The organism is Mesorhizobium sp. CA15 (assembly GCF_020165215.1).
Lineage (GTDB): Bacteria > Pseudomonadota > Alphaproteobacteria > Rhizobiales > Rhizobiaceae > Mesorhizobium.
Window position 1 is genome coordinate 1 of record NZ_JAIUHQ010000035.1, and the last position, 13,566, is coordinate 13,566.

12 protein-coding genes are annotated in these 13,566 nt (G+C 63.1%); 3 read left to right on the plus strand and 9 right to left on the minus strand.

Going from position 1 to position 13,566, the window contains the following annotated elements:
* Nucleotides 1-157: 157 nt before the first annotated feature.
* From LB515_RS27765 to LB515_RS27785, 5 genes are all read right to left on the minus strand, one after another.
* A complete protein-coding gene (locus tag LB515_RS27765) occupies nucleotides 158-1,270 on the minus strand; it encodes an ABC transporter ATP-binding protein (protein ID WP_095768187.1) in 1,113 nt (370 codons plus the stop codon).
* 35 nt (nucleotides 1,271-1,305) lie between these two features.
* Nucleotides 1,306-2,970 (minus strand): alpha-glucosidase, encoded by a 1,665-nt coding sequence (locus tag LB515_RS27770; protein WP_224629757.1) that lies wholly within the window; start codon nucleotides 2,968-2,970, stop codon nucleotides 1,306-1,308.
* A 4-nt stretch (nucleotides 2,971-2,974) separates the two neighbouring features.
* Nucleotides 2,975-4,129, minus strand: coding sequence for a carbohydrate ABC transporter permease (locus LB515_RS27775; RefSeq protein WP_095768189.1), 1,155 nt, complete (start codon nucleotides 4,127-4,129; stop codon nucleotides 2,975-2,977).
* A 1-nt stretch (nucleotide 4,130) separates the two neighbouring features.
* A complete protein-coding gene (locus tag LB515_RS27780) occupies nucleotides 4,131-5,144 on the minus strand; it encodes a carbohydrate ABC transporter permease (RefSeq protein ID WP_095768190.1) in 1,014 nt (337 codons plus the stop codon).
* Nucleotides 5,145-5,309: 165 nt separating this feature from the next.
* On the minus strand, nucleotides 5,310-6,665 hold the full coding sequence (locus LB515_RS27785) for an ABC transporter substrate-binding protein (RefSeq protein WP_095768191.1): 1,356 nt from the start codon (nucleotides 6,663-6,665) through the stop codon (nucleotides 5,310-5,312).
* A 118-nt stretch (nucleotides 6,666-6,783) separates the two neighbouring features.
* Here LB515_RS27785 and LB515_RS27790 point away from each other — a divergent pair, with 118 nt between their 5' ends.
* The 3 genes from LB515_RS27790 (at nucleotide 6,784) to LB515_RS27800 (ending at nucleotide 9,533) form a co-directional block, all read left to right on the plus strand.
* Nucleotides 6,784-7,008 carry a hypothetical protein gene (locus tag LB515_RS27790; protein WP_224709628.1) on the plus strand — a complete coding sequence of 75 codons (225 nt, stop codon included), beginning with the start codon at nucleotides 6,784-6,786 and terminating at the stop codon, nucleotides 7,006-7,008.
* 16 nt (nucleotides 7,009-7,024) lie between these two features.
* Nucleotides 7,025-8,047, plus strand: a complete 1,023-nt coding sequence (locus LB515_RS27795) for a substrate-binding domain-containing protein (RefSeq protein WP_224709630.1) — start codon at nucleotides 7,025-7,027, stop codon at nucleotides 8,045-8,047.
* A 139-nt stretch (nucleotides 8,048-8,186) separates the two neighbouring features.
* Nucleotides 8,187-9,533, plus strand: coding sequence for an NAD(P)/FAD-dependent oxidoreductase (locus LB515_RS27800; protein ID WP_224709631.1), 1,347 nt, complete (start codon nucleotides 8,187-8,189; stop codon nucleotides 9,531-9,533).
* A 498-nt stretch (nucleotides 9,534-10,031) separates the two neighbouring features.
* On the opposite strand, the gene LB515_RS27805 is transcribed toward LB515_RS27800, so the two are convergent.
* The 4 genes from LB515_RS27805 to LB515_RS27820 form a co-directional block, all read right to left on the minus strand.
* On the minus strand, nucleotides 10,032-10,571 hold the full coding sequence (locus tag LB515_RS27805; protein WP_095770212.1) for a GNAT family N-acetyltransferase: 540 nt from the start codon (nucleotides 10,569-10,571) through the stop codon (nucleotides 10,032-10,034).
* A gap of 127 nt (nucleotides 10,572-10,698) precedes the next feature.
* A complete protein-coding gene (locus LB515_RS27810; RefSeq protein ID WP_224709633.1) occupies nucleotides 10,699-12,147 on the minus strand; it encodes a S8 family serine peptidase in 1,449 nt (482 codons plus the stop codon).
* A complete protein-coding gene (locus LB515_RS27815; protein WP_224709635.1) occupies nucleotides 12,137-12,802 on the minus strand; it encodes an anti-sigma factor in 666 nt (221 codons plus the stop codon). The genes LB515_RS27810 and LB515_RS27815 overlap by 11 nt, the downstream gene beginning before the upstream one ends.
* Nucleotides 12,799-13,365: a sigma-70 family RNA polymerase sigma factor gene (locus LB515_RS27820; protein ID WP_095770209.1), complete on the minus strand. Its 567-nt coding sequence runs from the start codon at nucleotides 13,363-13,365 to the stop codon at nucleotides 12,799-12,801. Before LB515_RS27820 ends, LB515_RS27815 begins: the two co-directional genes overlap by 4 nt.
* Nucleotides 13,366-13,566: the final 201 nt, after the last annotated feature.

Here is a 13,566-nt window from a genome sequence, read left to right on the forward strand (position 1 = left end):
GCGGGGGGCCAGGCCCGCCGCTCTCTTTTTTGCCGGGAAAGCCAGCCTGCCGATAAAGCAATTCCAGGAAAAGTGTAAGCGGTTTTCCGTCCGGAATTGCGTGAAAACAAAGAGATAGAGAGTTTCGCCGTTTCGGTGAAACGGTGAAACTCTAGCGTCAGGCAGCCTTTGCTTCCTCGCGATGCAGCGTGAAGGAATGGCCGTCGGCGTCAAAGATGTGCAGATCGCCGGCGCCGGCGTTGAGCCGCAGTGTCTCGCCGCGCTTGACCTCGACATTGCCCGGCAGCTTGGCAACCAGCGGCAGGTCGGCGCGGCCGATATCGATATAGACGAGCTGAACCTCGCCGAGCTGCTCGATATAGTCGACCTTGCCTTCGAACAGAAAGTCCGCGCCTGTGGCAATCGCCAGATCCTCCGGCCGCACGCCGAAGCTGACCGCCGCGCCATTGGCCGAGGCCGGCGTCGCGATCGGCACCGTCGCCTTGCGGCCGCCGACATGGCTGACCACGGTCGGATTGCCGGCCTTCTCGATCTTTGCCGGCAATATGTTCATGGCCGGTGAGCCGATGAACTGGGCGACGAACAGGTTGCCGGGCCGCTTGTAGAGTTCCATCGGCGTGCCGACCTGCTCGATAACGCCTTCCTTCAAGACCACGATGCGGTCCGCCAGCGTCATCGCCTCGACTTGGTCGTGCGTGACGTAGATCATGGTGGTGTTCGGCATCGATTCCTTGAGCTTGGCGATCTCGATGCGGGTGGCGACGCGCAGTGCTGCGTCGAGATTCGACAACGGCTCGTCGAATAGGAACACCTTCGGGTTTCGCACGATGGCACGGCCGATGGCGACGCGCTGGCGCTGGCCGCCCGACATCGCCTTGGGCAGGCGGTCGAGATATTTGGTCAGTTGCAGGATCTCCGCCGCCTGGCGCACGCGCTTGTCGATCTCGGCCTTGCTTTCCTTGCCGATCTTCATCGAGAAGGCCATGTTGTCGTAAACTGTCATATGCGGATAGAGCGCATAGGACTGGAACACCATGGCGATGCCCCGCTTCGACGGCGGCACGTCGTTCACCACCTCGCCGTCGATCTTCAGCTCGCCCGACGTGATCTCCTCGAGGCCGGCGATCGACCTCAGCAAGGTCGACTTGCCGCAACCCGACGGCCCGACGAAGACGATGAACTCGCCTGATTTGATATCGAGGTCGATGCCGTGGAGAATGTTGAGGTTGCCGTATGATTTCTTCACCTGGTTGAGCGTGACATCGGCCATGTTTTTCTTCTCCCGTTGATCCCTGTTTTAGAAGTTCAGTCGATGCGTCCGAACCAGGCGCCGTAGCCGCCGAGGCGGACCGGCCCGCTGCCAGTCTGTCCCGAAAAGCCGTGCCCGGGCAAGGGTTGCAGCGCACCTTTGCCGAGATCGACCTCGGAGGGCTTGCTGCCGAGATTGAAGGCGCAAACGATCCGCTCATTGCCCTCGCGGCGCGTGAAGGCGACGGTGTCGCCATCGCTTTCGATAAAGTCGATGTCGCCCTTGGTCAGCGCCGGATGCTGGCGCCGGAAGGCGAGGAAGCGGCGGTAATGTTCGAGCAGCGAGCTTGCGTCGCCTTGCTGCACGTTGACCGCCTGCGACAGGTGCTTGCCCGGCACCGGCAGCCACGGCTTGGCGGTCGAGAAACCGCCGTTCTTGGCGGCCGCGTCCCAAACCATCGGCGTGCGGCAGCCGTCGCGACCCTTGAACTCCGGCCAGAACCGGATGCCATAGGGATCCTGCAGGTCCTCGAACTTCAGCTCCGCCTCGCCAAGGCCGAGCTCTTCGCCTTGATAGATGCAGACCGAGCCGCGCAGCGACATCAAAAGCGCCGAGATCACCTTCAGATAGGCGATCGGATCCGCCTCGTTGGCGGCCCAGCGCGAGGCGACCCGCATCACGTCATGGTTGGAGAAGGCCCAGCACGACCAGCCGTCGCTGGCGACCGTGCCGAAGGCCTCCAGCACCGCGCGCGCTTTCGCCGCGCTGATCTTCTCCGGCGCCAGGAAGTCGAAGGAATAGCACATATGGACGCGCTTGCCGTCGGCGGTGTAGGCGGCGACCACCTCCAGGCCGCGCTGGGAATCGCCCACCTCGCCGACGGCCGCCTGCGCCGGATATTCATCGAGAAGCGCGCGGAAGCGCTCCAGGAAGCCGAGGTTCTCCGGCCGGCTCTTGTCGTAGATGTGGTCCTGGTAATTGTAGGGATTGACCGCGGGCGCCGTCTGGTCGTTGCGCTGTTCCGGCGGCAGCGGCGGATTGTCCTCCAGCCCCTGGCTGTGGAAGTAGAAATTGATCGTGTCGAGGCGGAAGCCGTCAACGCCGCGCTCCAGCCAGAAGCGGGTGATGTCGAGCAGCGCGTCCTGAACTTCTGCGTTGTGGAAGTTGAGGTCGGGCTGCTCGGCCAGGAAATTGTGCATGTAATACTGCTGGCGGCTGGTGTCCCACTGCCAGGCCGAGCCGCCGAAGATCGACAGCCAGTTGTTGGGCGGCGTGCCGTCGGGCTTTGCGTCCGCCCACACATACCAGTCGGCTTTCGGATTGTTGCGGCTGGAACGGCTTTCCTTGAACCAGGGGTGGATGTCGGCGGTGTGCGACAGCACCTCGTCGATCATCACCTTAAGCCCCAGCCGATGGGCTTCCGTCACCAGCGCGTCGAAATCGGCGAGCGTTCCGAACATCGGGTCGACGTCGCAATAGTCCGACACGTCATAGCCGAAATCCTTCATCGGCGATTTGAAGAAGGGCGAGATCCAGATGGCATCGACGCCGAGCGAAGCGATATAGGGCAGGCGCTGAACAATGCCCTTCAGGTCGCCGATGCCGTCGCCGTTGGAGTCCTGATAGGAGCGCGGGTAAATCTGGTAGATCACCGCGCCCCGCCACCAGTCGCGGTCGACGGCCGGGTCTGGCTGCGACGTCGCCTTCAAAGCCGATTGCATGTCTTCAACCTCCTTTCACCGAGCCGGCAAGCAGCCCGCGGACGAAATAGCGCTGCAGCGAGAAGAACACGAACAGCGGCACGATGATGGTGATGAACGCCGATGTGGTCAGGATCTCCCACTTGCCGCCGCGCGAGCCGAGCAGCGCGTTGAGCTTGGCCGTCAGCACGATCTGATCGGGCGCCGTGCCGAGGAAAACCATCGCCACCAGCAGATCGTTCCATACCCACAGGAACTGGAAGATGGCGAAGGAGGCAAGCACCGGGAAGGACAGCGGCAGCACGATCTTGACGAAGATCTCGAAGTCGCTGGCGCCGTCGATGCGTGCCGATTCCATGATCTCGCGCGGCAGGCCGGCGATATAGCTCCTCAGCAGGTAGATGGCGAAAGGCAGGCCGAAGCCGGTATGTGCCAGCCATATGCCGAGATAGGTCTTGGACGGCACGCCGAAGAAGGCGCCGACGCCGTTATAAAGCCTGAGCAGCGGGATCAGCGACATCTGCAGCGGAACCACCAGAAGGCCGATGATCACCGCGATCAGCAGCGGCCGTCCGGGAAAGCGCATCCAGGCCAGCGCGTAGGCTGCGAAGGCTGCGATCAGGATCGGGATGATCGTCGCCGGGATGGTCACCGTCAGCGAGTTCATGAACGAGCGGCCGATGCCTTCGGAAAACAGCACCGCATCGTAGTTGTCCGTGGTGAATTTCGGCGGCGCCGAGGAGGCGAAATAGACGCGCTGGCCGCGGTCGCCCTCGAAGGCCTTCGGTGACGACAGCACGAAGCCGCCGTCGGCATTCATCTGCAGCGTGACGCCGTCATCGAGGTCGGCAACCGATCCCGCCTTGTACTGCGTCGGCGCGGAGGACTTGACGCCGAAGGCGCTGATCTCGCGCTTGGGGCCATCGCCGAAGATATTGCCCTCGATGACGTATTTGCCGTCCTTCTGGGTTTGGGCCGACGCGCCCGGCAGCCGTCCCGCCTCGCTCTGGCTGGAACTGGCGAAGGAGTTCCACCAGCCGGAGGCGACGATCTGGTCCTTGTCGCGCAGCGACGAGACGAGGATGCCGAGGGTGGGAATGGTCCAGATCGCCACGAAGACGAGCACGGCGATATGGACGCCGAAGCGGCCGACAAAGGACTTTCCGGTCTTGGTCGCCATCTCAGTGCCCTCCCGTCTCTTTGTTGGCCTGGCGGATGTTCCAGACCATGATCGGGATGACCGCGATCATGATGATGATGGCGATGGTGGCGCCGCGGCCGAAATCGCCGCCGCCGCGGAACATCCAGTCGAACATCAGATTGGCGAGCACCTGTGTATTCCACTGGCCGTTGGTCATGGTCAGCACGATGTCGAACACTTTCAGCACCAGGATGGTGATGGTGGTCCACACCACGGCGATCGTGCCCCAGATTTGCGGCACCATGATCTTCCAGAAGATCTGGAACGGGTTGGCGCCGTCGATCACGGCCGCTTCCAGCGTCTCTTCCGGAATGCCGCGCAGCGCCGACGACAGGATGACCATCGCAAAGCCGGTCTGGATCCAGATCAGGATGATCATCAGGAAGAAATTGTTCCAGAACGGCAGCGATATCCAAACCTGCGGCTGGCCGCCGAAATATTGGATGATGGCGTTGAGCAGGCCGATCTGCACCTGGCCCTCGCCGCGATACTCGTAGATGAATTTCCAGATCACGCTGGCGCCGACGAAGGAGATCGCCAGCGGCAGGAAGATCAGGCTCTTGGCGATGGTGCCCCACCAGATCTTGTCGGTGAGCACGGCGATGATCAGGCCGAGGAAGGTGCAGGCAGCCGGCACCACGGCCAGCCACAGGATGTTGTTGAAGATCGAATTGCGCAAATCATGATCGCTGACCGCCCATTCATAATTGGCGAGCCCGACGAAATTGGTGCCGCCGCGGTCGAAGAAGGAGAGCCACAGCGTCGCGATCACCGGGTAGATCAGGTAGATGGCTAGGATGATCATCGCCGGGCCGACGAACAGCCAGGGCCGCACCATTCCCTGCCGGCGCAAATTGTCGACGGCGGCGGTGCCCGAGACGCCGCGTGACGGGAAGACGAGATCGAGCAGTTTGTTGGCGCCCCAGAAATAGGCGACACAGCCGCCGACGCCGATGATGATAACGAATATGGCCGAGAAAATCTGAGCCGCCATGGGTCCCTCTCCCTGCGCATGACCGGCCGGCCGAGGCTGGCGATCGGATGCACCGACTTTCGGTTATTCGGAACAATCGAAACGCGAAGGCTTCCGGCGCGGACCGCCGGTCGGACCCGGGCCGTAGCCCGGGTCCAGTAGGAGGATTAGGAAGATTTCAGGATGCTATTTGATGCCGTCCCAGCTTTTCTGGATGTCGGCGGCGACGTCCTGCGCGGACTTGCCGCCCACCAGATCGACCATGCCGGTCCAGAACGAACCCGCGCCGATCTTGCCCGGCATCAGGTCGGATCCGTCGAACCGGACCGTCGTGGCGCCGACCAGGATCTCGCCCTGCTTCTTCAGCGCGTCGCTGCCATAGGCCTCCTTGTTGGCCGCCTTGAAGGGGGTGACGAAGCTCTTCTGCGCCATCCACAATTCATGCGCGAGCGGCATCTCGAGGAACTTGATGAACTCGCGCGAGGCCTTGGAATCCTTGGTGATCATCACCAGCGTGCCGGCCACTTCCAGCGGCGTGCCCAGTTCCGGCTTGGAGGCGTAAGGCGGGTAGGGGAAGAAGTCGGCGTCCTGGCCGAGCTTCACGTTTTCCGGGAAGAAGGAGGGGATGAACGATGCCTGGTGGTGCATGTAGCACTTGGGCGGCACGGTGAAGAGGCCCTTCGGGCTGTCGCGGAAGTCGGTCGCCGCGACTGCCTTGGCGCCGCCGTCCACCATCTTGTCGTCGGTGGCGATCTTGCCGAAGATGTCGATGGCGTTGACAACGGCCGGGTCGGTGAACGGAATCTCGTTCTTCACCCACTTGTCGTAGACTTCCGGCGGCTGCGTCCTCAGCATGATGTCCTCGACCCAGTCGGTCGCCGGCCAGCCGGTGGCGCCGCCCGAACCCAGCCCGATGCACCAGGGCTTGCCGCCGTCGGCGACGATCTTCTTCTCCAGATCGGCGAGTTCTTCTTGGGTCTTCGGCACCTTGTAGCCGGCCTCGTCGAAATTGTCGGGCGAGTACCAGACGAGCCCCTTCACGTCGATCTTGTAGGGAAAGGCATAGAAGCCCGATTTGCCGTCCTTGCCCGTATACGTGCCGAGCTTAGCCCAGGAGTCGCCGGCGGCGTAATTTTCCTTGATCCAGGCCGCGACGTCGTCGCCCAGCGGGGTCAGCACGCCCTTGGAAGCAAGATCCTGGATGAGGCCCGGCTGCGGCAGGACGGCGATGTTGGGCGGGCTGCCGGCCTGGGTGTCGATGACGATCTGCTGCTCATAATTCTCGGACGAGGAATATTTCACCTCAGCGCCGGTCGCTTCCTGGAAATAGTCGAGAACGGATCGGACAAGCGCCTCGTCCTCGCCGCGCCACGGCCCGAAGATCGTCAGCGTCTCGCCCTTGAGGTCGACCTTCTTGAGGTCGTCGTAATTGGCCCAATGAAATTTCGAATCCTCGCCCGGCTTGAACTTCAGTTCGGCTTGCGCCGGCAGGCTGAGGGTGAGTGCCGCGAATGCCGCACCCAAGAGAAGCATTTTCTTCATCGCAAGTCCTCCCAGTGATCACAAAAAGGACGAAACCTCCATTTCGTCCGCCGACGCCGCGGAACTGTGACTCAGCGAAAGGGCAACCGCAACCTTTTGAAGAGACTTCCAAAGCGCTTTGGCTATTTTGATCACGCCATTGAATCGCCTTGGAGTCAAGTGGGCGACGTCATTAATCGATTTAAATAGGAGAAGATTAAGCGAAAAAAGTGCAGCGCAGCATGCTTTTTTGGCACTGCAGCAGCAATTTTGCTTCAAACGACGCTATCTGGCCTCTAAGGTCGTCATGCTTGATGATCTCGCCAACAATCGTCAGATCGATTCAAAATTGAAAGCGCTTTGAGGCTGGGAGGCCTCCGATGAACCTCAAGCAGCTGTCGCATATGCTGTCGCTCTCGCAGACCACGGTGAGCCGGGCGCTGAACGGCTACCCAGAGGTCAACGAGGAGACCCGGCGCCGGGTTATGGATGCCGCCAAGCGCCATGGCTACCGGCCCAACCCCAGCGCGCGCCGGCTCGCCACCGGCAAGTCGGGAATGATCGGCTATGTGCTGCCGACCGGTGCCGCCGTCGACATCGATCCGCACTTCGTTGAATTCCTCTCCGGCCTCGGCGACTATGCGCGTTCGCATGAGCTCGACCTTGTGCTTTCGCCCGCCGATGCCGACGATGAGGAAACGACCTACCGCCGCATCGTCGCCAACCGCCAGGTTGACGCCGTCTACCTGTCCTCGCCGCGGCCGGCTGACAAGCGGCTGGCGCTGGTCAACACGCTGGGTATCCCTTTCATCGTCCACGGCCGCAGCGAGGGCTTCGATTTCGACTATCCCTATCTCGACATCGACAATGAGGGCGCCTTCCACGAAGCGTCGAGGCTGTTGATCCAGCTCGGCCACAAGCGCCTGGCGCTGATCAACGGCAACGAGCGCGAGACCTTCGCCATCCATCGTGAGCGCGGCATGCGCCGCGCGCTTGCCGCGAACGGGCTGGCGCTCGGCGAGCGCCACATCCGTTCCGTGGCGATGACCGAGGAAAACGGCTACCGCGCCGCTCGCCGCCTGCTCGAGGAGGCTGAGCCGCCGACGGCGATCGTCTGCTCCAGCCTCATCATGGCGCTGGGTGTGGTGCGCGCCGTGCGCGATCTCGGCCTCACCATCCCGGGCGACCTCTCGCTGGTCGCCCATGACGACGTCTTCCCCTGGCTGCGGCCGGAGAATTTCCCGGTGCCGCTGTCGACGACACGCTCCTCGATCCGCCTCGCCGGCGCACGTGTCGCAGAACGGCTCGCGGCGCGGATATCGGGGTTGGAAGAGGGGGCTCGCGGTGAGGTCTGGCCGGTAGATCTGATCGTCAGGGGATCGGTGGCCGGAGCGCCGATATAGGCGCCTAATCCAACAGCTTCGCCACTGACTCATTCCGGGCAACTGCCGTGGGACAACGGTCAGCCTTCGGCTGCTCCTGATATTGGACGGTGACAACCGGTAAGCCAGAACCGTCAACCAGTCCTTCCGGATGCGCCATTTGCCGACATTCCCGTTCACCGAAGCGGATCCAGTCCAGTATCCCGGTCCTCCGCCGAGGGCTTCGGAGGTGGTGATCGTCGGCGGCGGCATCATCGGCGTAACGACGGCCCTCTTCCTTGCTTCCCGAAACATTCCGGTGACGCTGCTGGAAAAAGGCCGCGTTGCGGCCGAACAGTCCTCCCGCAATTGGGGCTGGATCAGAAAGCAGGGACGGGACGCGGATGAGCTGCCGATCGTCATCGAGGCCATTCGCCTATGGCGGCAACTGGCCGAGGAATGCGGCGAGGACATCGGGCTCAACCAGACAGGCGTGACCTACCTGGCGAACGCCGACAAGGATATGGCCAAGTTCGAAGAATTCATGAGGATCGCCGCGATCCATGAGCTCGACACACGCCTCCTGGGCGCCGACGAGACCGCAAAACTCATCACCGGCATGTCGCGCAGGTTCAAGGGCGCGATGACGACGCCCTCCGATATGCGCGCGGAACCTTGGTTGGCGGTGCCGGCGCTTGCCAGGCTTGCCATGCGAAAGGGCGTCAGGATCGTGGAGAATTGCGCGGCGCGCACCCTCGAGATCGCAGCCGGCAGGATCAAGGGCGTTTGGACCGAGGCGGGATATATCGAGACCTCAACCGTGCTGGTCGCGGGCGGCGCCTGGTCGTCCCTGTTCCTGGCGAGACATGGCGTAGCCATCCCCCAGCTCAGCGTCCGCGTTACCGCGGCCGCCACAGAACCCATGCCTGAGGTCTATCGAGGCGCGGCCGCTAACGACCACATCGCTTTCAGGCGCAGGCAGGATGGCGGATACACGCTCGCTGCGGGCGGCAGCCACTTGCTTTACCTGGGGCCTGACGCATTCCGGCACTTCACCAAGTATATTCCCGCCCTCAGGAACAACCCGTTCGGCACGCGCTATTTCCCGTTCGCTCCGTCAGGCTACCCGGATGGCTGGTCGACGCCACGCGATTGGGCGCCGGATTCCTCAAGCCCTTTCGAAAGAATGCGCGTGCTCAACCCAACCCCTGAGCCGGCAAAGCTTCGCTCGATCGAGCGCAATTTCAAACAGCTTTTCCCCCGGTTCGAGACGGTTCGCCTGAAGGCCGGCTGGGGCGGCATGATCGACGCCATGCCCGATGTCGTTCCCGTCGTGGATCGGGTCCAGGCGATCGGCGGTCTTTTCGTCGCGACCGGCATGAGCGGCCACGGATTCGGCATCGGGCCTGGCATCGGCCGCATCGTCTGCGACATGATCCAGGGAAATGAAACCGGCCACGACCTCAGCCGTTTTCGATTGTCGCGTTTCTATGACGGAAGCCCTGTCCGGCTAGGTCCGGCTCTTTAAATGGCCGAAGTTCATTCTTGATCGTCGTGGTCGGTCGCGGTCATCGCGATCCGCCGTCAAGGGCGGCTGGATGGCGACGCCGGGATTGGTAAACCACAATTCTTCTGAAGCAACGCTCTGCACAGGGATTTTGATCGATCGGCTGTTTGCGTTGGCAGGTGCGTTGGGGATTGGCCGAAACGCCCATCGCGATCGTCATTCCAGGGCGGAGCAGGAGCGAAGCTCCGTCGCGAAGACCCTGGAATCCATGCCGTTACCTTCGCCAAGGCTCGCAACGGAGCAAAATTCTGCACCGAGGCGGCGCTTCCAAGTCACGGAATGGATTCTATGGTCTGCGCGCGTCGCTTCGCTCCTTGCTCCGCCATAGAATGACGAGGTTGGGACGGCTTCAACCAATCCCCGGCGTTTGCACTGATTTCACGGAAATGAACGGAAAATCGTGCCCTAAGACAAACGGCAACCTTTCAAAATCCCTGTGTCGGGGAACCAGGTTGATCATCAGAGCGGATCAAATTCTCTGTCCAGCAGCCCCATAATGATGTCGTCCTGCCAAGCTCCGCCGACGAATGCGGCTTCGCGCTCGCGTCCCTCCTCCACAAATCCGCACTTGCGATAGCAGGCGATCGCGCGGGAATTGCGCGATAAGACCCGTAGCGAAACGCGATGCAGGCCACGACCGAAGGCATACCCGAGGACGAGTCTGATCGCTTCGGTACCATACCCCTTGCCGAGATATGCTTGGTCGTCGATGCCGATGGCCAAGGCCGCCCTCTTGTCCTGCCAATCTATGTTGTGGAGGCGGACATGGCCGATAAAGCAACCGGCATCAATCACCCAGGCACAGTTCTGTTGCTGGATGAAGCGAATGGCGGCCTCGGCTTCCCCTCGGGTAAAGGTGGTGTTTGGGTCGAATATCCCACCGTAGGCTTCAACGATCTCGCGATGCCGACCGAGCGCTAGCCGCGTTTCCACATCTTTGGGAATTGGTCTGCGAAGGATGAGGCGAGCGCCCCGAAGGTCGGGAAGATCGGCTGTCATTTGCGGAAGCTAAGATGTTCGTCCCTATTTGTCGAATGGCCGACTCCGCTCATCGCGGCATTTGGGATAACCGTTTGATTGAGTTTCAACACCAAAGGCATCGGGGCATGAGCCTCAAACGCGAGACTCACTCCTTCGCCGCTCCGGCCGCCTTGATATCCAGCAACCCGTAGCCGAAGTCATTGTCCCGCCCCTTGGGCCCAAGATCCTTGGCCGTCGCCGCAAGCGCCTTCTCGATGTCATCGGCCGTGCGGTTCGGCGCGGCATGGATGAGATTGGCGATGGCGCCGGATACGATCGCGGCGGCGAAGGAGGTGCCGGTCACCACGTCGGAGCCGGCGCCGCTCGGCGCCACCATTTCGACACCCGGCGCCGAGATGAAGACATAGGCGCCGCGATTGGCCTGCGGCATCAGCCCGTCCTTGGCGTCGGTGGCGGTCACGGCGATCACGCCGTCGAAGGCCGCCGGATAGCCATAGGGCGCCTTCGGGCCATTGTTTCCGGCGGCCGCCACCAGCACCATGCCCAGCCCCCGCGCATTCCAGCAGGCGATGCCGAGCAGGTCGTTCTTCGGGCCGACGAAGCTCATGTTGATGATGCGCACATTCTGCTCGGCCGCCCAGTCGAGCGCCGACAGGATGACGTCCATGGTCGACTTGCCGCCTTCGAAGGCACGGGCGTGGTAGATTTTGGCGCCGGGCGCCATGCCTTCCAGCGGACCGACACCGGCAATCAGTCCGTCGACCGAGGTGCCGTGGTCGCGCTTCTCGATCGGCACGTTGGGCATGGCGTCGTATTGGCCGGCGATGACGCCGGCGAGCGCCGGGTTGCTGTCGTCAATGCCGGTGTCGATGACGGCGACCCGCACATTCTCGCCGCTCGCCTGCTTGGCATCGAGCGCGATGCGCTCGAAGGCGTAGTTGACGATGCCCGCCGCCTGCTGCAGCGAATAGATATGGTTGGGCTCGCGCCGCTGCGTGCGCCCATCGGCTGCCAGCTGCGCCAGCACGACGCCGACCGGCCGCCCGTCGGTGATGCCGAAGCGCACCAGGGTCGCGCCGAGCAGCAGCGACTGGCGCTGCGAGCGCACCTGCAGGCCGAAGGAATTGGCGATCTGCTGTACGACGCCGGCGCCGGCGCCGACCGTCACCAGCACCTCGTCGGGCACGAACTCGCCGGCGATCGCGCGCGGGGGCTCCGCCAGATTGAGGCCCTGAGGCATCGTGACGGGTCCGCTCGGCGCCGGCGCGGGCGGCGGCGTGGTGCTGGAACCGTTCGATGACGATGTTCCGTTCGCCGGCGTTTGCGGGGCGGCGCCCGCCGGCGGATTCGGGAACAGGTCAACGATCAGCGCCGGCAGGAACACCGCGCCGCCGGTGGCCGTGCCCGGCGTCGCGTCGCCATTCCTGGCACCGCCGTCCTTGTCGCAGTCGCCGCCGGCCGCCGTCGTGCGGTCCAGGCAATCGAGCTGTTTTTGCGTCAGGTTCGGATCGTTGGTCTGCGCGGAGGCAGGCGCGGCGACAAATGCCGCCGCCGCAAGGAGCGCCGCATGCAGAATGACCGCTTTAGCCGCCATCGGCCGGTTTCCTTCCCTGCACCACAGCCTCCGCGAAAGGCTGGGCAGCAATGAGGCCGACGAGCCTGTCATAATCGGCCGCCGTGCTGGCCGGGATCGTCAGGTGGAATACGCCGTCCGCGGTCGGGCCGCCGGCGATCTTCAACCCGTTCTGGCCGAGGAAGGCGGCGATATCGGCCATTTTGGCGTCCGGCTTGAACTTGACCAGCGCGAAAGGCAGCTTCGCCAGATCATCCTGAGCGCCGGCCACCTTGAAGTCGTTGCCCTTGCCGCCCGGCTGTTCGAACGACTGCACGATGACCAACGCAAGCAGCGCCGCGGCAGCCGCCCAGGCGACACCGGCAGGCATTGCCGTCACCCGGCCGAAGACTCTTGCCAGCCAGGATTGACCAGGCGTGCGCACCGGACCGGTCTCGGCGTCCAGCGCCTTGGAGAAGCGGGAGAACGCGTCGGCGGGCGGCCGGATCGCCTCGTTGGCGGCTGCGGTGCCGGAGAACTCGGCCTCCGCTTCGCCAAGCGCATTCATCGCCGCCGGATCGGTGGCCAGCCACTCCTCGATGGCCTCCAGCTCGGCGCCTTCCAGCGAGCCGTTCAGGTAGAACGGCAGCAGCGTTTCCATCTCGTCGCGACGCGACATCTTTTCAGCGGCGCTCATGGCCAACCCCTGTCGTAACCGGCGGCCTTGAGGGCTTCGCCGAGTTTCTTGCGGGCGTAGAACATCCTGGTCTTGACGGTCGCGACCGGGATGTCGAGCACCTCGCCGATCTCGGTCACCGACTGGCCATGATAATAGGCAAGGTCGATCACCGTGCGGTGTTCTTCCGGCAGGGCATCGACGAAGCGCCGCAAGGCGGCTGCCTTGTCTTCCTTCATGGTCACGACTTCCGGCGTGTCGGCGCCGTCGGGAACTTGCGCCGCGTCATCGTCGTCGATCCAGTCTTCCTTCTTCTTGCGCAGCATGGATAGCGCCTTGAAGCGGGCGATGCCGAGCAGCCACGTGGAAACTTCAGAGCGGCCCTCGAAACTGGGCGCCTGTTTCCACAGCTCCAGAAAAACCTCATTCGTGATATCGTCGGCCATCATTTCCGATCCCGTCTGGCGCGCCACGAAGCGGTAGATCCGCGCGTGGTGACGCATGAACAGGAGCCGGACGGCGGCCCGGTCGCCCTTCGCGACCCGGTCCACAAGCGCGCGATCGGTTTCCGTCGCCGCATTCATGGCCGGTCGAGCCGCCTGGCTCCTCGAAGCTCTGTCGCTGATCGGTCCAAAAAGGTTCACCCTCCGCCAAGGATTTCTTGGAGGCTAACTGAAGAGCGGGGAGGTTGCCAGTAGGGACGCTCTCCCTTCTCCCCTTGTGGGAGAAGGTGTCGCCGAAGGCGACGGATGAGGGGTGCTCCAGGGAATGCCGACGTCTCACTC

Coding starts and splice junctions, on each gene's coding strand:
- LB515_RS27765 (WP_095768187.1), bottom strand. CDS start 1,270: ATGGCCGATGTCACGCTCAACCAGGTGAAGAAATCATACGGCAACCTC.
- LB515_RS27785 (WP_095768191.1), bottom strand. CDS start 6,665: ATGAAGAAAATGCTTCTCTTGGGTGCGGCATTCGCGGCACTCACCCTC.
- LB515_RS27805 (WP_095770212.1), bottom strand. CDS start 10,571: ATGACAGCCGATCTTCCCGACCTTCGGGGCGCTCGCCTCATCCTTCGC.
- LB515_RS27820 (WP_095770209.1), bottom strand. CDS start 13,365: ATGAATGCGGCGACGGAAACCGATCGCGCGCTTGTGGACCGGGTCGCG.
- LB515_RS27780 (WP_095768190.1), bottom strand. CDS start 5,144: ATGGCGGCTCAGATTTTCTCGGCCATATTCGTTATCATCATCGGCGTC.
- LB515_RS27815 (WP_224709635.1), bottom strand. CDS start 12,802: ATGAGCGCCGCTGAAAAGATGTCGCGTCGCGACGAGATGGAAACGCTG.
- LB515_RS27770 (WP_224629757.1), bottom strand. CDS start 2,970: ATGCAATCGGCTTTGAAGGCGACGTCGCAGCCAGACCCGGCCGTCGAC.
- LB515_RS27810 (WP_224709633.1), bottom strand. CDS start 12,147: ATGGCGGCTAAAGCGGTCATTCTGCATGCGGCGCTCCTTGCGGCGGCG.
- LB515_RS27775 (WP_095768189.1), bottom strand. CDS start 4,129: ATGGCGACCAAGACCGGAAAGTCCTTTGTCGGCCGCTTCGGCGTCCAT.
- LB515_RS27795 (WP_224709630.1), top strand. CDS start 7,025: ATGAACCTCAAGCAGCTGTCGCATATGCTGTCGCTCTCGCAGACCACG.